Genomic DNA, 20,833 nt, shown 5'->3' on the forward strand with positions numbered 1-20,833 from the left:
GACTTTTTTCGTATTCTGGTATTTTTATTATTTGAATGCTTTTTGCACTCTGTACGCGAGACTTTGAATATCACATAATCTCGTCTGGTTTTCCCTGGTGTTGCATTGGTCTTTGACCGCCTGATCGCCGGGCAATGAAAGTGCTCAGTGGTCAGGTACATTTTTATTATAAGACCTGTACGATATAATAAAAGCTGTCCTAAAGGGCAGGGGCAATAGTTTCATCATGTGATTATTGAGGGCGAGTAAATGAGTTCTGCTGTTGATTTTTTTTTGCGTGATTATGATCAATTGTCGGTTGAACAGGCGAATGAGTTATACCGGCTCAGAAGAAAAACATTTCGGGATCGACTCGACTGGGAAGTCGAATGCATTGACGGTATGGAAAAGGACCTTTTTGACAACAAAAACACAACTTACTTACTGGGTGTGCACGACGGACAGTTGCTATGCGGTGCACGATTCATAGACTCTACCCAGCCGACGATGATGAGCGAAATTTTCCATAAGTACTTTTCAGGTGTTTGTCGTCTTCCTACCGATATTCCCTGCTGTGAAATTACTCGCCTTTTTTTAGACAAAGAAAGACGTGATGCTGCAAAACTGGATGGTTTACCCGCCAGTAAAGCATTATTTATTGCAATGATTATTTTTTGCATGAAGAAGAAGTATTCAGGGATGTACGCAGTAGTCAGTCGCGGCATGTATGCCATATTTCGCCACGCCAACTGGAAAACAGAGGTAATACAAAAAGGGATTTCCGAAAAGGGAGAAGATATCTACTACATTTTTATGCCTGCTAACAGTGACGTCATTGAGGATATCATCATCAAGGATAAACACTCTGACTGGCTTCGTGAGAATCTACAGCACTTACGCCATCTTTAAATTATTGTCTGGCTCAGTTTTCCAGTAAGCGGAGTTCTGCGCCAAGTTTTATCGCGTGTCTTGCGTTATTAACACCGAGTTTTTTCATTACATTACCCATATGGAATTTTACCGTGCGCTCTGCAATAGATAAAATAATAGCAATCTCAGCATATGTTTTGCCGTCGCTGACCCACTTAAGAATCTGTCGCTCACGCGGTGATAAAAAGGCATTCTTTTTCTGCTGATGTTGACTATACAGATTGAGCGTCTTCTGATGCAGATGAATAAGGAAACTCATGAATTTTGCACGATGTTTATCAATATCAAAATCGAATTCCTCTTTCCCTATAACAGATAACACAACCAGATTATTCAGGTAGTCATGCAGAGGAAATGTCTGTCCCCGATAAATGTTATATTGAAAACTTTCGTTGAAAATTCTGGTGAGATTGTAACCTTCTGACAAGATAACTTCATTCTCCCAAAAGTAGTCTTCAACGCAGCGCAAACCACGGATAATGACGGGATCGATAAACTGATATTTTCTTTCAAGGTAAACATCAAACCACGCCGGATTATTATTGATAATCTGCATCTGCGAAGGGTCTTTCTTATTCATAATAGCGTATGCATAGATGACACCCTGGTAATCCTCAAAGAACGCATCCAGTTCATCCTTGATTAACGAATTTATCTTTTGGTCGTTGTAGTAGGTATCCTTCACGTCAGTTGCTACCTTCAGGTTTAGTGGCTTACAAGTATAATTGGGTTCATAAACTACATTGAATCGTCTGTTCACCCAACTCACATATCTGAAGGACGACATCATACAGCAATATTCCACTCATTTCTGCCTTAAGAAAGCGAGGACTGGATGGGCTCATGGGATTGCTGGCAGTTATCGGGACGTTGACAGAACACCATGGTCGATGGATATAGCCGAATAAGTGTTGAGGGTTCGGGATAATGCAGGCCTGTCTGAAGCGACAACAGCAACCTTTCTGGTAAATCCTAAGTAAGGAAATGTCGCAGGATAGTGTACGGATAATAGTTTTAAGAACCGTAACCATTTGATAATCAGCAATTGTTTTGTGCATATACATCATTTCTTTACGCATTATCATTCCATCCCCGGTTTCAGGCATTCTCTGTAGGGTGTAAACGCCTGTTAATGTCAGTTGAAGACACCATACGCTGTGTTGATCTGTTTCATAGCATGTATACATGCTTCAGGACGTTAATGCCTGTAGCCCGCATATTAACCAGCGCCCGACTGGTCAGGATGAACAGAGCGATTAACGTTGTGGTTTTGTTATGCCTGATTGTGGCGAACATAACTCAGCAGGCGTGTTATTCTGCCAGACTGACAAAATGAGTTTTTTCAGAGCGTTGTATCAGAACGGTTCCCTGATGTTCGGATATGGCTCTGTCTTCAACTGGCGGGGGATTTGGATCATGAATTTTCCAGCAGATATTGACGCCTGGCACACGCTTTTTAAGCAAAGTGCTTCCTGGATTGCATCCTGTTTTTCTGATCCTAAGCTACTGCTGAACTTTTTTGTTAACCCTTGCCAACTTTGTAAAACAAGAATTATATAAATTGCCCCATCAAATATATCTATTTCCTGATCGCTATAATATTAACGCTTCAGCCCAAAGGAGTTTGTTTCTTCGCTCCAGCCTGATGCAGGCTTTGAGCGTTAGCTTTTACATGGTGCGAGGCTTTAAATTCACTTGTATGGTCACATCACCGCTTAAAGTGAGAACCTGAAACACAAAGCCTGATCTCGTATCTGCTGAATGAGTCTATCGACGTTTTAATATCTTTGGAGGAACGTTTATAAGATATGCCCTGAGTTTTCTGGCAGTTAAAACAGTGTTCTTGTGGCAGTAAAAGCTGAAAGGACTCACCTGCAGACGCAATGCTCAGCATCTGCAGGTGCTATTACGTTATTTACTGACTGGTGAAGCGTGAGTGTCAACTTCGATGTTTAACGCTTTTTTGCGCCCCATGACCAGCACCGCAATACCGCCAATGCCACAGAGAATAGCCAGAGGCATCATCGCCAGCGTATGGCTGCCGGTCGCCTGATTAATGATGCCGTAAACGTTGACCATTAATCCTCCACCTATCAGGTTCGCCATCGCACCGATAGCGGCCAGACCTGCAGCAGCGGTAGTGGATGACATCCATCCTGACGCCAGCGCCCAGAAAGGCCCTTTCATTGAGTAGGCACCGATTAATACCAGTGACAGGATGACGACACTGCCGGTCAGGCTGTTGGTGATAAAGGCGGAGAGCAGACCACCCGCAATCAGGAACAGCGTTAACGCGGTATGCCAGCGACGCTCGCCGCTCCGGTCAGAACTTCTTCCCCATACAATCATCAGAATGGATGCCAGACCGTAAGGAATCGCATTGACTAAACCGGTGGTGAAGTTATCCAGCCCGAACGATTTCAGCAGTTGCGGAGACCAGACGCTCAGGGTTGATCCCGCCGCAGAAGCCCCCGCATAAATCAGTGCCATCACCCAGATATGCTTGTGACGCAGTAACTGCCATAGCGAGATATGACCAATCGCTTTTTTCTTCTCGTTTTCTGCCTGAATAGTCGTGCTTAGCCAAGCTTTTTGTTCCTGATTTAACCAGCTGGCATCGGTCGGACGATTACTGAGTAAGAAGAAAGCGGCAATCCCCAGAATCACCGCCGGAATACCTTCCAGGATGAATAACCAGTGCCAGCCACGCATGCCTAACCAGCCGTCGAGCGACAAAATCAGACCGGAAACAGGCGATCCTATAAAGTTTGCCGCCGGGATTGCCACCATGAAGGTCGCAATCACACGCGCACGGTACTTGCCCGGGATCCAGTAAGTCAGATAAAGAATTACGCCAGGGAAAAATCCTGCTTCGGCTGCACCCAGTAAAAAGCGCAATACATAGAGCGTATTGGCACTTTCAACAAAAGCAGTACAGACCGAAATAATGCCCCACGACACCATGATGCGAGAGATCCAGATCTTTGCCCCAATTTTCTGCATGGCAAGGTTACTGGGAACTTCAAACAGGAAGTAACCCACGAAAAACAGGCTGCTTGCAAAACCAAATACGGCTTTCGACAACCCTAAATCTTCGTTCATCTGTAACGAAGCCATTCCAATGTTGCCGCGATCGATGATGGCAATCAGATAACAGACAATCAGAAAGGGCAAAATGCGCCAGACCACTTTCTTAACGGTCTGCTGCTCAATATCAGCAGAGAATGTCGTGATGTGCTGTTTTTCAGACATGATGATCCTCACAATTTTGTCATCGGCTTATGGGCAGTGGAGAAACCGGATGGTTGTACTCTGTAAAACAGTAATGTACTGAGTAAAACCATTATCACGATAAAATCTTACCCCTGCCTGAGGATGTAATGAGGTTGTGTGATTTGTCACAAAAAAGTACATAGCAGTTTTGTTTTATGTGACGGATATGTCGTTAACGGAGTGGCGTTCAGGGAATTTTTTACATGTGTTCAGAGAGGCGCGATGGGCAGAAAGGTGAAGGCAATTTGACGGCAGTCGCGGATGGAGAGGCATCAACAGCCGTAAAAGTTTGTCATGAGAGAGGTTGTCAAAGCTGGTTGAGAGGGGAACACATCCAGTGCAACTCCCTGACCGTTTCGTTCCCAAAAATCCCTGACCGAAAACGGCGAGTCTCGCCACACGATATCCGATAACGTCATTCTTCACTGCTGAAAACGACAGGCGATATCATGAATTTTAAAATCTCAGGCCTGGATGCCGGGCCATTTACTCATCTTTTTGGACAGAGCGATCGCTATCTGAAAAAACACAACGCAATACGTCAAAAGGTGGAGTGCTATCCTGGTTATCCCGACAGAGTCTCATTGTGTGATATTCCTGCGGGTGAAACCGCCCTTCTGATCAATCATATTTATCAGCCTGCAGACAAACCCTATTTTGGTACGCATGCGATCTATATCTGGGAGGGATGCACCCGACAAGGCATTTACGTTAATGAATTACCTGAAGTCCTGCACAACAGAGTGCTGTCGTTACGTGCTTATGATGAAAAACACTTTTTAATAGCGGCAGACATAGCTGAGGGGAAACTTACTAAAAATCTCTTAGGACGTTTATTTAGCGATTCACAGGTGAGTTATATCCAGATACACAATGCGAAACGAGGATGCTATTCCTGTTGCGCTGTGCGTTGTAAATGAATATTCAGAACCGGGCTTCTATTTACGCTGAAAACTGTCAGGGCAAGATATCGTGAAGCACCCTGCCCTGACATCAAAGATTAAGCACGTGCAGGATTAATTTTAAACACGCTTACGCTGGCAAGCAGCATTTCAGCCTGCGCCTGTAAAGCCTGCGCCGCAGCGGTGGACTGCTGAGAAAGCGCGGCGTTTTGCTGCGTGGCTGCGTCCATATGGGTGACCGCCAGATTAACCTGATCGATACCGACACTCTGCTCATTACTGGCCGACGAAACGTTTTCAATCAGCTCACTGACCTGATGAATGCGAAAAATAATCTCTTCCATTGTCGTACCGGCATGTTTAACCAGTTCGTTGCCCTGCCCGATTGAATTCACAGAACGTTCGATCAGGATACGCACATCTTTCGCCGCTTTTGCTGAGCGCTGTGCCAAAGCACGGACTTCCGCCGCGACTACTGCAAAACCACGACCTTCGGCGCCCGCACGCGCCGCTTCGACCGCAGCATTCAGCGCCAGAATATTGGTCTGGAAAGCGATACCATCAATGACTGTAATGATCTGGTTAATTTCGTTTGAGAACTGCTGGATTTCGCTCATGGTGTGGACGACTTTTTCCACCACGTTGCCGCCCTGACCCGCAATGGAGCGGGCATCATGTGCAATGCTGCTGGCATGAGAAGCGTTCTGCGCGTTATTTTTCACCACCGAGGTCAGTTCCTCCATGGAGGCTGCAGTTTCTTCAAGCGCGCCTGCCTGCGCTTCATTACGCGAGGAGAGTTCCTGGCTGCCTTGGGCAATCTGAACAGATGCTGAGGCGATGTTCTCCGTGCCGGTGCGAACACCAGAGACGATGGAAGTCAGGCTGATATTCATTTCTCGCAACGCTGTCATCAGCTCTGCGGTTTCGTCGCGTCCACTGGGGCGAATCACAGTCTGCAGATCGCCTGAAGCAACAGTGCGCGCAATATTGACGGCTTCACGTAATGGATAAGTAATGCTGCGGATTAACCAGACGGTAATTAATACACCGGAAAGCAAAATACCCGCCATCGCCACCCACAAGATCATGCGGGTTTCACGGTACTGGGCCAGGTTCTGCGCTGCCAGCTGCTGATTGAGGCTTTGGGCATGGGCCAGCGTAAGATGGACCACGTTATCAATCATTTTGGTCGGCTCACGATCGATGCCATTGACCTGGCTGTCAACCAGCTGGGCGCTGGCGAGGTTTTGGATGTCGTAGTTTTGCAGCGCAACCAGGTATTTTTGTCTGAGCTGAGCGTGTAGCTCGATCGTCTGTTTCACCTGGGTCGTATCCATCCCCAGTTCGGGTTGCAGTATCAGCAGTTGATGGAGTAGCGCCTGAGTTTTATCACTCTGCGCCAGAAAGGCCGCTTTGTATTTTTCAAAAACACGCATGCCCTGTGTGCCGCGTAACAGGGTGTTTTTCCACTCCTGTACCTGAATTTTAAACTGAACCTGTGCATTACGTGCAGTATCAATGCTCTCCGCGACACGCGTTTCGCTTGCCATGATGTCGGTATTTTTCTGCAAAGCCTGAGTATTCAGGGTAATGCCTCGCAAACCGACAAGCAGGGTCGCCAGTAGCAGGATGGCGGCCATCACACTGAGTCTTTGCCCTATCGTAAAATGATTAAGTTTCATATTTTTTTCCGTGGTGAAAACAATAATGCACCGGCAAATCCCGGTACAAGAGTTATCGACCCGGTAAAGCATGGACTTTATGGCTGAGCAGGTCCTGAGGGCTTTATTTATGCAGTAAAATTCTTCTAATGCTGATGTAACTGACATCTGGACTATTAACTAAAAATTTAGCCGCGGCCTGTCCCGGCGGCGTTAGTCTACTCAGCGATTTTCTTAATAGGATAAGAAACGAGGGGTTTGATCTCTTTAAGCACAAACATGCTCTGCATTTCTTTAATGCCTGGCAATCTGCGTACCACTGACATTGCGAAATCAGCATAGGAGTCCAGATCCGATGCTACAACCTGTAGCAGAAAGTCGGCATCTCCACCGATGCTATAGCAGGCCACCACGTCCTCCAGCGCAGTCACTTCTTCTTCGAATTTTCTGGCCTCGGCCTCACTATGACTGTCAATGACGACCCGAATGAAAACCATCACGCCCAGACCGATTTTCTTGCGGTCAAGAACAGCTCGATAGCCCTGAATCACTTCTTCTTCCTCAAGCCTGCGCACTTTGCGCCAGCAGGGAGAAGCTGAGAGGTTTATCTTTTCTGCCAGAACCTGGTTAGTGACGCGAGCATCGTCCTGTAAAATCTCGAGAATTTTCATATCTGTCGGACTTAGGGCCATAGGCGGAAATTCCTTTCTTTATAGTACTGATAAAGGGTAATTATTACCTTAAATTTAGTATTGAGTAAATGACATAGGTAACAATTTTCCCGCTTAATGCGACATAATATATTTACTTTTTCAAAGTGTTATTACGAATAGCAAAAGTGGAAAACTGAATTCAGATTGAGTGTATGTCGTGATCTTATTTTAAATAAATCACGGAAAGGCCATTTTTTTAAAGCATTAAACCTCCTCTCTCTGCAAATAATATTATGGAAGGAAGAATTATGTCAGATATTGCGCTGATAATATCTTATATGACTGCACTCGGTTTAGCTGCCGCAATTCCGGGGCCGGGAATGACCGCATTAGTCGCTCGCAGCCTGAGTGGTGGTGCGGTAGCTGGCTTTACCATGCTGGCTGGCCTTATTCTCGGGGATTTAATTTATTTATCTGTTGCGGTGTTTGGCCTGGCAGTGATGTCTCATAGCTATACCGCCGTCTTAAAGATGATTAACTGGGCTGCCTCACTCTATTTATTCATGCTTGCATGGCAATTCTGGTGCCACCAGCCTCGGGCAATAAATATTGACCAGAAAGCGACAAAACGAGAACTGGCGTCAGCCTGGTTTTCAGGGCTGACCATCACGCTTGGGAATCCTAAAACCATCGCTTTCTATCTGGCGATACTGCCTCTGGTTATCTCTCTGGATAATGTTTCGCTACAGATTTGGGGAGGGATTCTGGTCCCACTTACCGTGTTCGTGCTGTTAAGTGTTGGCGCGGTTTTTATTATGGCCGCGCTCAGAATTCGTCATTTTCTGACCAGTGCAAAAGCGCAGAGACTCGTTTTTCGTTCAGCCGGAGCCATTATGATGCTGGCTGCGGCTGGGATGGTGGTAAAAACGCTTTAAGTTCATTACCACCTGTTATGGATCAACTCTTTTCGACCCTGCATGTCAGGCAAACCCACGGGCAACCCTGCACTTCGCATCTATAATTCAGTGACTCAGGCCTATGCACTCGTCCAGGTTAATACGCTCATCATTCACAGAATTAAGGAAGCCTCATGATCTTATCACTCGAAAATCAGGTTGCGCTGGTTACCGGCGCCAGCTCAGGTCTGGGCTATGCCTGCGCAGAAGCCCTCGCCAAAGCAGGTGCCGGTGTGGTGGTTAACTACCACAGCCAGGCGGAACCTGCCGAAGAATTGGTTGATAAAATCCGTGCAGACGGTGGACGCGCCATTGCGGTAAAGGGTGATGTCTCAAAGGAAGCTGATGTAGAAAATCTCTTTGCTCAGACGATTGCTGAATTTGGCAGGCTGGATATTCTGGTGGCGAACTCAGGGCTGCAGAAAGATGCGCCTTCCATCGAGATGTCGCTTGCAGACTGGAATACCGTCCTGGATGTGAACCTGACCGGGCAGTTCCTTTGCGCTCGGGCTGCGCTGCGTCAGTTTCGTGACCAGGCGCACCGCCCGGAGATCAGCCGGGCTGTAGGTAAGATCATTCACATGAGCTCGGTGCATCAGCTCATTCCCTGGGCCGGACATGTTAACTATGCTGCCTCAAAAGGCGGGGTTGATTTGCTGATGAAAAGCCTGGCACAGGAAGTGGGTGAAGATCGCATACGCGTCAACTCAGTCGCACCTGGCGCTATTGCAACCGCCATTAATGAAGAAACCACTCAGGGCGAAGCGGGCAAAGCGCTGTTAAAACTCATCCCTTACGGACGTATCGGTGCGGCGGAAGATGTGGCGAATGCGGTGGTCTGGCTGGCCAGTGACCTTTCCGACTATGTTCACGGCACCACACTGTTTATTGATGGCGGAATGAGTCTTTATCCCGGATTCCGCGACAACGGCTGAGTCATGCAGTACTTTACAAGCCTGGCGGCCGACTGATTGGTAACCTGTATGCCAGAAATATATCCGGAACGGGAAGTCCGGATTACGCGCTCCCGCTGCCGCAATTGAGACGCCAGCAGGCTGGGCAGTCCAGCCTGTGTCGCATTGGCTTCATTCCAGTTAAACGGAAAAGCACCGCTCAAATCCCACTGGCATCCGGACAGAGCAAATGCGCACGGCAGACCTCCAGAATCTCATCAGCGAGTCCGGAACCATCCGGACAGGCTCGCGAAAGCATCAATGCACCAACAAGCTGCGCAATGGTATTTATCAGCTCTGCCCGCGTGATATTTTGGGATTCCAGGATGGCAATCTGTCGTTCAATCCCGGCCGCAAATGTCTCGCGGATTGATTCAGACTGCCGGGCTGCATCGGTGCCCAGAGCCGACATCACGCACCCCTTTCCCATGTCATCACGATGCTGACGGGAAAGGTAGTACTCCATAAACGCTTCCCGACTTACCCCTCTGGTTTTTTCTGCCGACTGCTTAAAACCACAACTTATCGCTTCAGCTAACAAATCCGCTTTCGACCCAAAATGCTTGTAAAAACCGCCATGTGTTAATCCGGCGGCTGACATCAGTTCAGCGACGCCTACCCCATCGTAACCACGCTCACGAAAAAGCTCTGACGCCGTTTCAACGATCCGCAACCGGTTCTCGCGAACCTGCTCTTTAGACACTTTCATGTTTTTTCCTCCTGAAACAGAACCCAAGCATACATTGATGATGATCATAATCAAACCAGTTGACTTTAATGATTATGATCATCATCATTAAATCAGTTATTCCTTCGAACCCTATTACAAGAGCGTACACAGAATGAGCCAAAAACGTGTAGCACTGGTGACCGGCGCCTCTTCTGGCATTGGTGAAGCCTCTGCGAACAAACTTATAGCAGCGGGTTATAAAGTGTATGGCACCAGCCGTCGTGGCCCACAGGCGAATAAACAGCCCTTTCCATTACTCACTCTTAATGTGACTGACGACGCTTCGGTGGAGGGTGCTATTAACGAATTGATGCAGCTTGAGGGTCGAATAGACCTGCTGGTGAACAACGCAGGCTTTGGCGTCGCTCCGGCAGCGGCGGAAGAGAATTCTGTCGAACAGGCGCAGCATATCTTCGACACAAACTTCATGGGCATCGTCAGGCTGACACGCGCCGTACTGCCTTACATGCGTCGCCAGGGCAGCGGGCGCATCATCAATATCGGTTCCATTCTGGGGGTTGTGCCACTGCCCTATGTCGCACTCTATGCGGCCAGTAAGCATGCGGTCGAGGGGTATACAGGCGCACTTGATCATGAACTGCGCACCCAGGGCATCAGGGTTTCTGTCATTGAGCCGGCATACATAAAAACGCAGTTTGAAGTCCACAATATCGAACCGGATGCGAAGCTTGAAGAGTATGAACTCATCCGGGCTAAGTTGAAGAAAGTGGTTGGTAAGGCAATGGCTGAAGCGGAAAGTCCGGAGGTCGTGGCCGCGGTGGTGCTTAAAGCGGCCCAATCCTCACGGCCAAAAATACGCTACACGGCGGGAACGCTCGCAGCAAAACTGAATTTCGTCCTACGCTTTGCGCCTGCAACCCTGCTGGATAAGGTCGTGCGGAACAGCCTTCAGCTCGATACGAGAATCTGAAAATGAAATTTTTGGGACGGGCTACGGTGTGGGTGTTATTGCACAGGATGAATAAATGAAAACCAGGATGATGAAAGCCTTTACGTTTAAACGCTACGGAAAATCACCTGAGCTGGGATTTGATAATGTGGATTACCCTAGCCCCGGTCCCAATGAAATCCTGGTGAAAGTTTATGCTGTGGGTCTGAATCCCATAGACAACATGATCCCTACGGGAATATTCAAACCGGTTTTACATTTTAAACTTCCAGCGACTCTGGGCAGTGATCTGGCGGGTGTGGTTATTGCAACAGGAAGTCGGGTAACGCGTTTTAGTCCGGGTGATGAAGTGTTCGCCAGCATTTTCGACAGGGGCAACGGCTCACTGGCCGAGTTTGCCCGGGTTCCTGAAAGTCTCGCGTCCATCAAACCTGAAAATCTGGATTTCGTTCAGGCTGCTTCGCTCCCGATGGTCAGCCTCACCGCCTGGCAGGCTTTCACAGAGCGAGCCCGTCTGCGGCCAGGGCAGAGGGTGTTCATTCCGGCAGGTTCGGGAGGAATTGGCAGCTTTGCGATTCAGCTGGCGAAATATCTTGGCGCAAAGGTCGCGACGACGACCAGTTCAGCTAATGTGGAGTGGGTCAGTCAGCTGGGCGCAGATCAAGTCGTTGACTATAAAAAGCAGGAATTCGAAAACGTGCTGAGTGGCTTTGATCTTGTCCTCGGCACGCTTCGGGGTGATTCGATTGAGAAATCTATGAACATCCTCAAGCCAGGCGGAAAAATAGTCTCTCTGATCGGGCCTTTAGACGTTAATTTTGCGCGTACCAGACAACTCAATATCGTCCTGCGGATGATATTTGGCCTGATGAGCCGCAGGATTTTGCGACTGTCAAAAAAGCGCGGTCTGGATTATTCCTTTCTTTTTGTTCGTCCTGATGGCAACCAGCTGGGCCAGATGAGCAATTTAATTGAAGCTGGAAAAATCAGGCCAGTGATCGACCGTGTGTTCCCTTTTGCAGAAACTCAGGATGCTCTTAACTGGCTTCAACAGGGACATGCAAAAGGTAAGGTCGTGGTTAAAATTCATCATGAATAACAACCAGGATTTACATCAGAAGCGGAAATAATCATCAGCGCCTGGCGATAACGTCTGAAATCCGGATGCCGGGCATTCTCACTCAGTACCTGCTCTCCATGTTCCACTTTCCTCATGTGCTCTGTGCTAATGTTGGCGTAAAACAGTTTCCGCACTGAGGATTACAACATGTCTCCCTTTTATAAACTCACGGCCACCAGCCTGAACGGCCAGCCTGTACCGATGTCCGACTTCGCTGGCAAAATCGTGCTGGTCGTTAACACCGCCAGTCACTGTGGATTCACGCCACAATACGCCGGCCTTGAAACCCTCTACAAAAAATATGCCGATCAGGGGCTGGTGGTACTGGGTTTTCCCTGCAATCAGTTTGGGAATCAGGAACCTGGCGGAGCCGACGAAATTGCGCAGACATGCCACATCAACTACGGGGTAAGTTTTCCGATGTTTGGCAAAGTGGATGTCAATGGCACCTCAACGCACCCGATTTTTCATTACCTGAAAGATGAATTACCCGGCGTTTTGGGTGGTCGTATTAAGTGGAATTTCACTAAGTTTCTGATCGGGCGCGACGGCAAACCGATTAAACGATTTGCCCCAACCACCAAGCCGGAGAAAATGGAAGCCGCCATTCTTGCTGCCCTTTGAGGGCATGGCTGTGGCTGGTGACCATCAACCAGGAGGATGAATTAACAATGTTCAGGCTCCGACATTTATTATCCCTCGTCTCCTTCTCGCTCGGGATATTTTGCCTGCCGGTATCAGCGAATACTCAGATCCTACTCACTCCGCAACTCACTGCCTGCGAAAGCCAGAATGGTCTGGATGGTCAAAGCGATTCCCCTGATGGTCAGAATGGCAGGAATGGCGTTTCTGGCACCGATTGTCTGAATGGCGGCAACGGCGGCAATGGAGCTTCAAATGGAGGCCGTGGCGGGAATGCGGGCCCTGGAGGTCTGGGTGGTCACGGAGGCAGTTATAGAGGCCAGAACGCATCTTGCCGTGCCTGAAAGAGCGGAAGATGTGCGATCCAGGTATGAGCCGGATTGACGCGGATTTGGGAAATAGCCTCGCCTGCTTCATCTCTGATGGGAATCCATCAGGTCAGATTAATACAATCAGCGCAATGCCTTTGAGAAACAGACAGCTTCTGACCTGCCTATGTAGGGGCCGTAATTTTCAATAGAAATATAACCATTTTTCTTGTAGAAATTTACAGCCCGATAGTTGATGTGTCGGGTTTCCAGCCTAAGCTCGGTATATCCCATCTCTTTTGCAGATTGTTCAAGAAAAGTGAGTAAAGCACAGCCAATCCCAGCCACACTTCGGTCTGAAAACATTCTCTTAAGCTCGGCTATATTTTGCGTTAAAGGCCGTATAGCACCGCATCCCACCGCTTTACCTTCAGAATTCTTTGCTAATGCCCATAAAGCTTTATCATCACTCATTGCTTCAACGAGGAAATTGCTTTTGCCGTTATCACCTGTAATAGCGGCAAGTTCTGCTGATAGCAATTCGATTAAGTGATTAGACTCTGAAGAAAATGGAACTGATTTCTCTACTGTTATCATGGTCATACCCTTCTCAGGATGAGTGTGACCAGCATAAAGCATCCGGCTAAGGAAAGCAGCAGTCCAAAAAGGATGATGGTAAAACACTATTCCCACACCATCCCCGGGGTGGCATGTCTGCAACTCACTCAAACCGAAGTGAGTCTGACCCGTTTTATATTTGATATTCCGTAAATATAAACCCTGATGCTACCGAAGCCAGATAGACCTCCTCTTTCGGCTAGACTTCCTCTTTCTTGAGTGTGCATGATTTATAGAGGAGGAATACAGATTACCCTGTTGCTATCCCTGCCAACCCACTAAGCCATCACACATCACCCGGCCAAAATCCCCTATGCAGTCATGCCGCCATCAATCACCAGTTCGGTGCCGCTGACATAACTGCTTTCATCGGACGCCAGAAACAGGACTGCAGCCGCCACTTCATCAGGATTACCCAGCCGCTTTGCCGGGATCCGGGCGGTCAGCGTCTGCCTGATTTCATCGCTGGCCTGGCTAAACATCGGTGTGTCGGTGGGGCCAGGGCTGAGTGTGTTAACTCTGATGCCGCGCGATGCCAGCTCGCTGTTCCAGGTGCGCGCATACGAACGCACTGCAGCCTTGCTGGCGGAATAGGCAGCATAGCCGGGATTCGCGATGCTTCCCGCAATCGAACCCACCAGCACAACGCTGCTGCCCTCACTCATGAGTCGCACCGCATGCTGCACCGTCAACACCATGGCGCGTACATTCAGATTAAAGATGCGATCAAAATGCTCCTCCGTGGTCTCTTCCAGGCTGGCAGGTTCTGACACGCCAGACGAGTTGACGAGGATGTCGAGTCGGCCAGCCCTGGCATTGAGGGTTTCAAACAGACGCTCAAGGTCGCTTGTGCGGGTGATGTCAGCTGCAATCGCCTCGACGTCTCCGCCAATCAGCGCAACGGCTTCTGCCAGCTGAGCTTCACGTCGGCCCGTTATAAAAACCTGTGCACCTTCCTGAACAAAACGGCGAGCGACAGCAAGACCAATACCGCTATTACCCCCGGTGACAAGGGCGATTTTTCCACTCAGTTTCATCATTGCGACTCCGGTTAAAGACTAGAAACCTGATGGTATATTTATTATATTTAGTGTCAATTACGCACCTGATGTACACCAGATATCCTTAAGGAAACCTCATGGCAACTGATATCACCCAGCTACTGGCCGAGATCAACAGCACGCGCCCTGTCCTGGAACAGGTAGCGAATAAGTGGTCAGTCTTAATCCTCACCGTTTTATGCTCTCAGCCCTCGCGTTTTAATGCCATCAAGCGCAGGCTCGACCCCATCACCCATAAATCTCTGACAGAAGCATTACGCCGTCTGGAACGCAATGGACTGGTGAGCCGCCGCGTGATTGCTTCATCGCCAGTGGCGGTCGAATATGCGATCACGCCGTTGGGCCGGACATTGCAGGACCCTTTTGTCACGCTGGTAAACTGGGCAAAGCAACATGGAGGCGCCATGGAGCAGGCGCAGGCGGGTTATGATGAAGGGCGGAAAAACGAAGAATCTGCATGAACTTAGTCTGAGCACCGTTCCTGCATATGGATAACGCAGGTTGATGCGCAGATAAGTTCAGGATATGCACGACAGGAGTGAAAGCGGAGACGCGCCATCATATACAACGGTTACTCCGCTGCTGGCTCAAAAAACTGATAAGAACCATCACGTCGTGCTTTAGCCTGGTACATCGCCTTGTCTGCGTTTTCGAATAACATTTTGGCCGTTGCTGTCCCGAAGCGGGCAAGGCTGATACCAATCGCCGCGCCGATGCGTACATCCATGTTATCGATGGCGAAAGGTGCCTGCAGACTGTCAATAATCCGCAGGGCAATAGCGGACGCGGCCTCGTGATTGCTGCACTTAGCAGCCACGACAAACTCATCGCCACCCAGACGCGCAACGGAGTCGCCCGGACGCATACAGTGCTGCAGCCGTTCACTGACCTGTTGCAGCAGGGCATCGCCTGTTGCGTGACCCATCAGATCGTTCACCGCCTTGAAGCCATTAAGATCAATAAACATCACCGTGGTGTAGACCTGATCGTCTGCCTGCGCCAGCATGAATCCCACCTTCTCGTTAATCCAGGCACGATTGTGCAGTCCGGTCAGCGTGTCCAGAGTTGCCAGCTTCTCAAGATTACGCATCCGCTCTTTGTCACGCGTGATATCGCGCGATACCAGCACAGCACCAATATTTTTTCCTGAATTAGGATTGATGACGCCACAGGCTTTGGTACCCAGTGAGATGTAATGGCCGTCGCGATGCAGTTTGCGCACCTCAACAACATCCGGCAGTACCCCGCCGCTGAAGATGCATCCCAGCGCTTCGGTGGCTAATTCGCGGTCATCGGGATGCAGGAAATCCACCACCAGTTGCCCCACAACCTCCTCGGTTGTCCAGCCTATGATTTCGCTGTAAGAGGGAGAGATTGATACGTATCTGCCTTCCGCGTCGCAATGGGCAATCAGATCGGTACTGTTTTCAATCAGAAGACGATATTCTGCCGCCGTGCGAAACGCATCTTCCAGCGCTTTACGCTGCCCGGTCACATCCAGAATAAAGCCGTTGTACTGCAGATGGGAGTTGCCAGGCTGGCAATCCGGCAGGCCGGATACAAGGACCCGGCGCGTCTTGCCATCCAGACAATGGATCGGCACTTCAATATGGAAAGGGGTCAGCAATTCCAGGGCCGCAGTCAGTTGCAGCGCGATCTTTGCATCGTCGTCAGCCTGCGCCAGTCTCAGCCATGAACTCAGCGTCACGCCCTTGAGTTCAGGCATCAGACCCGCAGGACTTTCCTGACTGGCGATGCAGATCCCCTGGGCATCCGTAGACCAAACAGCGGTAAAAGAAGGTTTGATCACTGGGTTCATGGTGGCCGACTCCGACGTTGCTGACGATGTTAAATAAGTTCAATACACGTCGCTACAGACCTGATTATAACCGTTAATGCCTGCCTGTAGCGTGGGGAGGCTATGGATAAGGGTTCAGTATCGCGGGCCGTGATAAATGCGGGGGGAAACTGAGGCCTTACCGCCAGCAGTATCTGAGGTCCCCTCTCCTGTGGCATTACGCAAAGCTGTCAGGTTGCAGTGTCAGAAGTATGAGCCTGTGTATATCGGCTCATCGGGCCATAATCTTTAATCACGGCTTGTTGTCTCAGGGCTTTGAAGCCTGAAACCGGCAGAACATCGCTGCGTCAGAAAAGCTCTGCGGGTTATGGGGCGTCACTCAGTGACGTTATTCCGGCTGGCTGAATGACAGAGGAACAGCTAGCCGGAATGACAAAGACTACGCTGCTGGCAATTAATTACGCCTCACAATTTGTTAATTTTTTTACTCATAGATAATGTGCTGTCAGAGAGAGCCATTTGAGCCATTCTGAAAATTTCATCAGGACAGTAACGATTTAATTCCCACGGGGATGTATAAAAACGCTTTTAATACAGCTCGGTGAGCATACTAAGCCTGTAAAAAATTGCACATCATGGCGCAGTTCTACCCTCAAGGCTTCAGTAAAAAGACGGTCAGAAATTTCTCTCCCCCCACTTCAGCTTAATCTTTACTTAAGATTAATCCCATAACATCGCCGCTGTATGAGCCCATGTTGGGCTTTTCCGGAGTATCACCCTATGCAAAATAACCACACAGCTTCTCATGCTCTGAGTAAAGTTCCGGCCGTTACCGCGGCGTTCTGGTTGACCAAAATCGCTGCAACCACCCTGGGTGAAACCGGCGGCGATGCGGTGACGATGTCGATGAATCTCGGTTACCTGACCGGAACACTGATCTTCGCCATCATCTTTCTGGTCGCTGTCGTGGTACAGATCAATCGCAACAGCTTTAACAAATGGATCTACTGGTTCACCGTCGTGGCAACGACCACCGTCGGCACAACAATGGCGGACTTTGCCGATCGCTCGCTGAACATGGGTTATCTGGGCGGTACGCTGCTGCTGAGCACTCTGCTGATCCTCTCTCTTTTTCTCTGGAAAATGACCTGTGGAACGGTCGCAGTGAGTTCGATAAACAACGGTGTTACTGAGAGTTTTTACTGGGTAACCATTATGTTTTCTCAGACACTGGGCACAGCATTGGGTGACTGGACGGCAGACAGCGAAGGGCTGGGTTATGATGGCGGGATCCTGCTGTTTGTCGGCGCACTAGCGATCATCTGGGCGGCAAGTCGCTTTACCTCTCTTTCACGCACCGCGCTGTTCTGGGCAGCCTTTATCCTGACCCGACCACTGGGTGCCGTTGTCGGTGACTTCCTGGACAAACCACTTGCTTCGGGCGGACTGGCGCTGAGTCGCTATAGTGCCTCGCTGACGCTGGCACTGATCATCATCGCTTTTCTGGTGATGCTGCCTCAGCGCCCGGCAACGAAGACCGCTCCCGCAAATTAAAAAGCCTCACCGGCAGATTTACCGGCAACGCTTACATAAAAATCATCAGGGCCGCCAGCAATGGCGGCTATTCTTGTCCGGGTGAATGCAGGTTTATCACGCCGGGTTGTATCGATAAAAAGGCGGGCTACTCCAGCCTACTGGCAATCAGCCGCAGTTGTTCTGCAATCTGCTTTAAATCTCGCTGCTGTTGTCCGGCGATACCGGTCGAGCTGCGCACCACCAGCTTTGCCGGCAGAATCGAGGAGGAACGCTGCTCGTCCTGCTCACTGGCCAGCAACAGACGGGCAACCGCCTCTTTGCCCTGCAAATCGAGATCCAGCGACACCGTGGTCAGCGCCGGATGGAAAAAGGCACTTTCATAGGTGTCATCGTAGCCAATCACCGAAATCTGCCCTGGCACGGCCACACCGCGCTGATGCAGCGCACTCAGCACACCCAGCGCCATCTGATCGTTGCCGACCAGTAGCGCACTGAACTCCGGTGCTTCACGCAGCAGTTGCAGCACGCCATTGTAACCACTCTGCGCATCCCAGTTACCGTGACTGATGCTGACCGGCTTCAGACGGTAGCTTTCCAGCGTGTCGAGCCAGCTCTTTAACCGCAGATTGGCGGAGACCGACTGCTCTGGCCCGGCCAGCAGCGCGAATTCGCGATGCCCCTGCTCATAGAGATATTTAACACTGGCGCGGGTGCCGTCAGCCGGGTTAAACGAAACGTTAAACACTGCGCTGTAGGGATCAACATCCAGGAACAGACAGAGAATATCGTCGTTCTCCTGGACGACCTGCTCAGCAGCGCTGCTCTCCAGCGGGACATTAATGATCACTTTATCCACCCGCTGAGACTTCAGCTCATTGATGCAATCCTGCAGACTTTGATTGACGTTCTCATCAATCATGGCGATCAGCACCTGATAGTCCGCTGCATTCGCATAACGTTTAACCGCAGCGGCCACCTGCGAGGGCGCATGCAATGCCAGCGACGTCGTTACCAGACCCAGGGTTGTGCTCTGCTTGCCCACCAGTTGCTGTGCCAGCCGGTTAGGCACGTAGCGCAGCGTCTCAATTGCATGTTCTACCTTGCGCCGCGTTGATTCCGAGACGTTTGCCGACTTATTCAGGACCCTTGATACCGTCTGATACGACACGCCAGCCTGACGGGCGACATCCTCTAAGGTGGCATTTTTTGATTTCATAATTCGCATCCCTGATTACAGATGGCGGAATGTTATCACAGCCCTGATGTCAGCCAGACTACCGCAGTCACATTGCGCGAATAAAAAGTAAAAGTAATACCTTCACATTGTGAAATTTGGTGATCTGATTCACTAATCGTTACATATTGCGGCATTTTATTTGCAGTACTTCACACATTATCGCGATTTTATTTGTCACCCCTCTGGCAAAAGGCGTTTACTGCCTCTGTCATGTGAACGTATTACAAATAAAATCGAGGATAACATGGAAACAAGGTTACGTACTGCTGCTGTGGCGCTTGCTGCGGCCCTGACCTCCCCGACGCTTTATGCCGCCATCGACAACATCGATTTCCATGGCTATCTGCGTGGTGGCGTTGGTGTCTCGCAGGATGGCGGTATTGAAGAGTATCAAAAGAATAAGGTTGGCCGTCTCGGCAACGAAGCCGACACGTATGGCGAGGTTGAGCTGGGCAGCGAAGTCTACAAAAAGGATGACGTCAGTTTCTACGTTGACACCATGGTCAGTATGTTCTCCGACGGCTCAAACGATAACGAAACCACCTTCGGCGACGATGCGCAGTTTGGCCTGCGTCAGCTCAACCTGCAGATCAAAGGACTGGTGCCGGGTGATAAAGATGCGGTGATCTGGGGCGGTAAACGCTACTACCAGCGTCACGATCTGCACATCATTGATACCAAGTACTGGAACATCTCGGGGTCGGGTGCCGGTATCGAAAATTACACGCTCGGTCCGGGCGCTATCTCCTTTGCCTGGATTCGTGGCGATGCGAATGACGTGGATTACCGTGTCGATGGCGACAACGACGTCAACATTAACTACCTCGATCTTCGCTATGCCGGCTGGAAACCCTGGAACGGTGCCTGGACCGAGTTTGGTATCGATTACGCCATGCCAAACACCACCAACAAACAGAAAGAATATGGTGGCCTCTATGACGCAGATAACGGCGTCATGTTCACCAGTGAAATCAGTCAGGACATGTGGGGCGGCTACCAGAAGCTGGTGTTCCAGTACGCCAACAAAGGTCTGGCGCAGAACATGATTTCGCAGGGCGGCGGCTGGTATGACATGTGGAATGATACTCAAAACGCCACTGGCTACCGCGTGATTAACACCGGTCTGCTCCCAATCACCGATAAGTTCTCCCTGAATCAGGTCTTTACCTGGGGATCGGCGGACGATATCACCGCGCAGACCAGCAAAAGCACCCTGCTGTCGCTGGTGGGTCGTGGTCAGTATCAGTTTACGCAGTATGTTCGCGGCATCGGTGAAGTTGGTAGCTTCTGGCAGAAAGATGAAAACAAAGTGGGCAGCGACTACAAAGCGGCGGGACAGAAATATACGCTGGCGCTGGGTCTGGCAGCCGGTCCCGAATTTATGTCTCGTCCGGAACTGCGACTGTTTGCCTCTTACCTGAATGACTCAGAGGATGGACACAGCTTCAAAGACAACACCAGTAATAACACCTGGAACTTCGGCGTACAGGTCGAAGCCTGGTGGTAACCGCGCAATCTCCTCATTGTGATCATTATTGAGTCCTTATGCAGGGGCTTATTTGGATA

General features: G+C 49.7%; 19 protein-coding genes. 10 read left to right on the forward strand and 9 right to left on the reverse strand.

Going from position 1 to position 20,833, the window contains the following annotated elements; translation table 11 throughout:
- The first annotated feature begins 249 nt into the window (after nt 1–249).
- The gene (locus AC6I8C_RS20890) at nt 250–888 is read left to right on the forward strand and encodes an acyl-homoserine-lactone synthase (RefSeq protein ID WP_497823690.1); all 639 of its coding nucleotides are present in this window, start codon (nt 250–252) and stop codon (nt 886–888) included.
- Nucleotides 889–901: 13 nt separating this feature from the next.
- On the opposite strand, the gene AC6I8C_RS20895 is transcribed toward AC6I8C_RS20890, so the two are convergent.
- Both AC6I8C_RS20895 and AC6I8C_RS20900 read right to left on the reverse strand, forming a co-directional pair.
- Nucleotides 902–1,594, reverse strand: coding sequence for a LuxR family transcriptional regulator (locus AC6I8C_RS20895; RefSeq protein WP_497823691.1), 693 nt, complete (start codon nt 1,592–1,594; stop codon nt 902–904).
- A 1,226-nt stretch (nt 1,595–2,820) separates the two neighbouring features.
- Nucleotides 2,821–4,161 (reverse strand): MFS transporter, encoded by a 1,341-nt coding sequence (locus tag AC6I8C_RS20900; RefSeq protein WP_033735529.1) that lies wholly within the window; start codon nt 4,159–4,161, stop codon nt 2,821–2,823.
- Nucleotides 4,162–4,631: 470 nt separating this feature from the next.
- Between AC6I8C_RS20900 and AC6I8C_RS20905 the strand changes: the two genes are divergently transcribed.
- Nucleotides 4,632–5,102: a DUF1203 domain-containing protein gene (locus AC6I8C_RS20905; RefSeq protein WP_497823692.1), complete on the forward strand. Its 471-nt coding sequence runs from the start codon at nt 4,632–4,634 to the stop codon at nt 5,100–5,102.
- An 80-nt stretch (nt 5,103–5,182) separates the two neighbouring features.
- Here the strand turns inward: AC6I8C_RS20905 and AC6I8C_RS20910 are convergent, their stop codons facing one another.
- Both AC6I8C_RS20910 and AC6I8C_RS20915 read right to left on the reverse strand, forming a co-directional pair.
- A complete protein-coding gene (locus AC6I8C_RS20910; RefSeq protein WP_497823693.1) occupies nt 5,183–6,766 on the reverse strand; it encodes a methyl-accepting chemotaxis protein in 1,584 nt (527 codons plus the stop codon).
- Nucleotides 6,767–6,963: 197 nt separating this feature from the next.
- Nucleotides 6,964–7,437, reverse strand: coding sequence for an Lrp/AsnC family transcriptional regulator (locus tag AC6I8C_RS20915; protein ID WP_497823694.1), 474 nt, complete (start codon nt 7,435–7,437; stop codon nt 6,964–6,966).
- 269 nt (nt 7,438–7,706) lie between these two features.
- On the opposite strand from AC6I8C_RS20915, the gene AC6I8C_RS20920 reads away from it, so the two are divergent.
- Together AC6I8C_RS20920 and AC6I8C_RS20925 are read left to right on the forward strand one after the other, a co-directional pair.
- A complete protein-coding gene (locus tag AC6I8C_RS20920) occupies nt 7,707–8,333 on the forward strand; it encodes a LysE family translocator (RefSeq protein WP_497823695.1) in 627 nt (208 codons plus the stop codon).
- Nucleotides 8,334–8,488: 155 nt separating this feature from the next.
- Complete coding sequence (locus AC6I8C_RS20925; RefSeq protein WP_013196107.1) at nt 8,489–9,289, forward strand: SDR family oxidoreductase; 801 nt, start codon at nt 8,489–8,491, stop codon at nt 9,287–9,289.
- 178 nt (nt 9,290–9,467) lie between these two features.
- Here the strand turns inward: AC6I8C_RS20925 and AC6I8C_RS20930 are convergent, their stop codons facing one another.
- A complete protein-coding gene (locus tag AC6I8C_RS20930) occupies nt 9,468–10,016 on the reverse strand; it encodes a TetR/AcrR family transcriptional regulator (RefSeq protein ID WP_497823768.1) in 549 nt (182 codons plus the stop codon).
- Nucleotides 10,017–10,149: 133 nt separating this feature from the next.
- Here AC6I8C_RS20930 and AC6I8C_RS20935 point away from each other — a divergent pair, with 133 nt between their 5' ends.
- The 3 genes from AC6I8C_RS20935 to AC6I8C_RS20945 all read left to right on the forward strand — a co-directional run bounded on the left by AC6I8C_RS20935 (nt 10,150) and on the right by AC6I8C_RS20945 (nt 12,691).
- A complete protein-coding gene (locus tag AC6I8C_RS20935) occupies nt 10,150–10,968 on the forward strand; it encodes an oxidoreductase (protein ID WP_497823696.1) in 819 nt (272 codons plus the stop codon).
- A 55-nt stretch (nt 10,969–11,023) separates the two neighbouring features.
- Nucleotides 11,024–12,046, forward strand: coding sequence for an NADP-dependent oxidoreductase (locus AC6I8C_RS20940; protein ID WP_497823697.1), 1,023 nt, complete (start codon nt 11,024–11,026; stop codon nt 12,044–12,046).
- 168 nt (nt 12,047–12,214) lie between these two features.
- A complete protein-coding gene (locus AC6I8C_RS20945) occupies nt 12,215–12,691 on the forward strand; it encodes a glutathione peroxidase (protein WP_497823698.1) in 477 nt (158 codons plus the stop codon).
- 470 nt (nt 12,692–13,161) lie between these two features.
- On the opposite strand, the gene AC6I8C_RS20950 is transcribed toward AC6I8C_RS20945, so the two are convergent.
- Both AC6I8C_RS20950 and AC6I8C_RS20955 read right to left on the reverse strand, forming a co-directional pair.
- Nucleotides 13,162–13,614 (reverse strand): GNAT family N-acetyltransferase, encoded by a 453-nt coding sequence (locus tag AC6I8C_RS20950; protein WP_497823769.1) that lies wholly within the window; start codon nt 13,612–13,614, stop codon nt 13,162–13,164.
- Nucleotides 13,615–13,946: 332 nt separating this feature from the next.
- Nucleotides 13,947–14,675, reverse strand: coding sequence for an SDR family NAD(P)-dependent oxidoreductase (locus AC6I8C_RS20955; RefSeq protein ID WP_497823699.1), 729 nt, complete (start codon nt 14,673–14,675; stop codon nt 13,947–13,949).
- Nucleotides 14,676–14,773: 98 nt separating this feature from the next.
- On the opposite strand from AC6I8C_RS20955, the gene AC6I8C_RS20960 reads away from it, so the two are divergent.
- Complete coding sequence (locus AC6I8C_RS20960; RefSeq protein WP_497823700.1) at nt 14,774–15,157, forward strand: winged helix-turn-helix transcriptional regulator; 384 nt, start codon at nt 14,774–14,776, stop codon at nt 15,155–15,157.
- A gap of 110 nt (nt 15,158–15,267) precedes the next feature.
- Here the strand turns inward: AC6I8C_RS20960 and AC6I8C_RS20965 are convergent, their stop codons facing one another.
- On the reverse strand, nt 15,268–16,515 hold the full coding sequence (locus AC6I8C_RS20965; RefSeq protein ID WP_497823701.1) for a diguanylate cyclase domain-containing protein: 1,248 nt from the start codon (nt 16,513–16,515) through the stop codon (nt 15,268–15,270).
- Nucleotides 16,516–17,274: 759 nt separating this feature from the next.
- Here AC6I8C_RS20965 and AC6I8C_RS20970 point away from each other — a divergent pair.
- Entirely contained in the window at nt 17,275–18,048 is a 774-nt protein-coding gene (locus AC6I8C_RS20970; RefSeq protein ID WP_497823702.1) for a COG4705 family protein, read from the forward strand.
- Nucleotides 18,049–18,175: 127 nt separating this feature from the next.
- Here AC6I8C_RS20970 and AC6I8C_RS20975 read toward each other — a convergent pair whose 3' ends face one another.
- Nucleotides 18,176–19,246 (reverse strand): LacI family DNA-binding transcriptional regulator, encoded by a 1,071-nt coding sequence (locus AC6I8C_RS20975; RefSeq protein WP_497823703.1) that lies wholly within the window; start codon nt 19,244–19,246, stop codon nt 18,176–18,178.
- Between the two features lie 265 nt (nt 19,247–19,511).
- Here AC6I8C_RS20975 and AC6I8C_RS20980 point away from each other — a divergent pair, with 265 nt between their 5' ends.
- Nucleotides 19,512–20,774 (forward strand): maltoporin, encoded by a 1,263-nt coding sequence (locus AC6I8C_RS20980; RefSeq protein ID WP_497823704.1) that lies wholly within the window; start codon nt 19,512–19,514, stop codon nt 20,772–20,774.
- Nucleotides 20,775–20,833: the final 59 nt, after the last annotated feature.

The sequence above is a fragment of the Pantoea sp. X-Soil-YNGN-844 genome (assembly GCF_059730595.1).

Coding starts and splice junctions, on each gene's coding strand:
- AC6I8C_RS20890 (WP_497823690.1), top strand. CDS start 250: ATGAGTTCTGCTGTTGATTTTTTTTTGCGTGATTATGATCAATTGTCG.
- AC6I8C_RS20900 (WP_033735529.1), bottom strand. CDS start 4,161: ATGTCTGAAAAACAGCACATCACGACATTCTCTGCTGATATTGAGCAG.
- AC6I8C_RS20905 (WP_497823692.1), top strand. CDS start 4,632: ATGAATTTTAAAATCTCAGGCCTGGATGCCGGGCCATTTACTCATCTT.
- AC6I8C_RS20910 (WP_497823693.1), bottom strand. CDS start 6,766: ATGAAACTTAATCATTTTACGATAGGGCAAAGACTCAGTGTGATGGCC.
- AC6I8C_RS20915 (WP_497823694.1), bottom strand. CDS start 7,437: ATGGCCCTAAGTCCGACAGATATGAAAATTCTCGAGATTTTACAGGAC.
- AC6I8C_RS20920 (WP_497823695.1), top strand. CDS start 7,707: ATGTCAGATATTGCGCTGATAATATCTTATATGACTGCACTCGGTTTA.
- AC6I8C_RS20925 (WP_013196107.1), top strand. CDS start 8,489: ATGATCTTATCACTCGAAAATCAGGTTGCGCTGGTTACCGGCGCCAGC.
- AC6I8C_RS20930 (WP_497823768.1), bottom strand. CDS start 10,016: ATGAAAGTGTCTAAAGAGCAGGTTCGCGAGAACCGGTTGCGGATCGTT.
- AC6I8C_RS20935 (WP_497823696.1), top strand. CDS start 10,150: ATGAGCCAAAAACGTGTAGCACTGGTGACCGGCGCCTCTTCTGGCATT.
- AC6I8C_RS20940 (WP_497823697.1), top strand. CDS start 11,024: ATGAAAACCAGGATGATGAAAGCCTTTACGTTTAAACGCTACGGAAAA.
- AC6I8C_RS20945 (WP_497823698.1), top strand. CDS start 12,215: ATGTCTCCCTTTTATAAACTCACGGCCACCAGCCTGAACGGCCAGCCT.
- AC6I8C_RS20950 (WP_497823769.1), bottom strand. CDS start 13,614: ATGATAACAGTAGAGAAATCAGTTCCATTTTCTTCAGAGTCTAATCAC.
- AC6I8C_RS20955 (WP_497823699.1), bottom strand. CDS start 14,675: ATGATGAAACTGAGTGGAAAAATCGCCCTTGTCACCGGGGGTAATAGC.
- AC6I8C_RS20960 (WP_497823700.1), top strand. CDS start 14,774: ATGGCAACTGATATCACCCAGCTACTGGCCGAGATCAACAGCACGCGC.
- AC6I8C_RS20965 (WP_497823701.1), bottom strand. CDS start 16,515: ATGAACCCAGTGATCAAACCTTCTTTTACCGCTGTTTGGTCTACGGAT.
- AC6I8C_RS20970 (WP_497823702.1), top strand. CDS start 17,275: ATGCAAAATAACCACACAGCTTCTCATGCTCTGAGTAAAGTTCCGGCC.
- AC6I8C_RS20975 (WP_497823703.1), bottom strand. CDS start 19,246: ATGAAATCAAAAAATGCCACCTTAGAGGATGTCGCCCGTCAGGCTGGC.
- AC6I8C_RS20980 (WP_497823704.1), top strand. CDS start 19,512: ATGGAAACAAGGTTACGTACTGCTGCTGTGGCGCTTGCTGCGGCCCTG.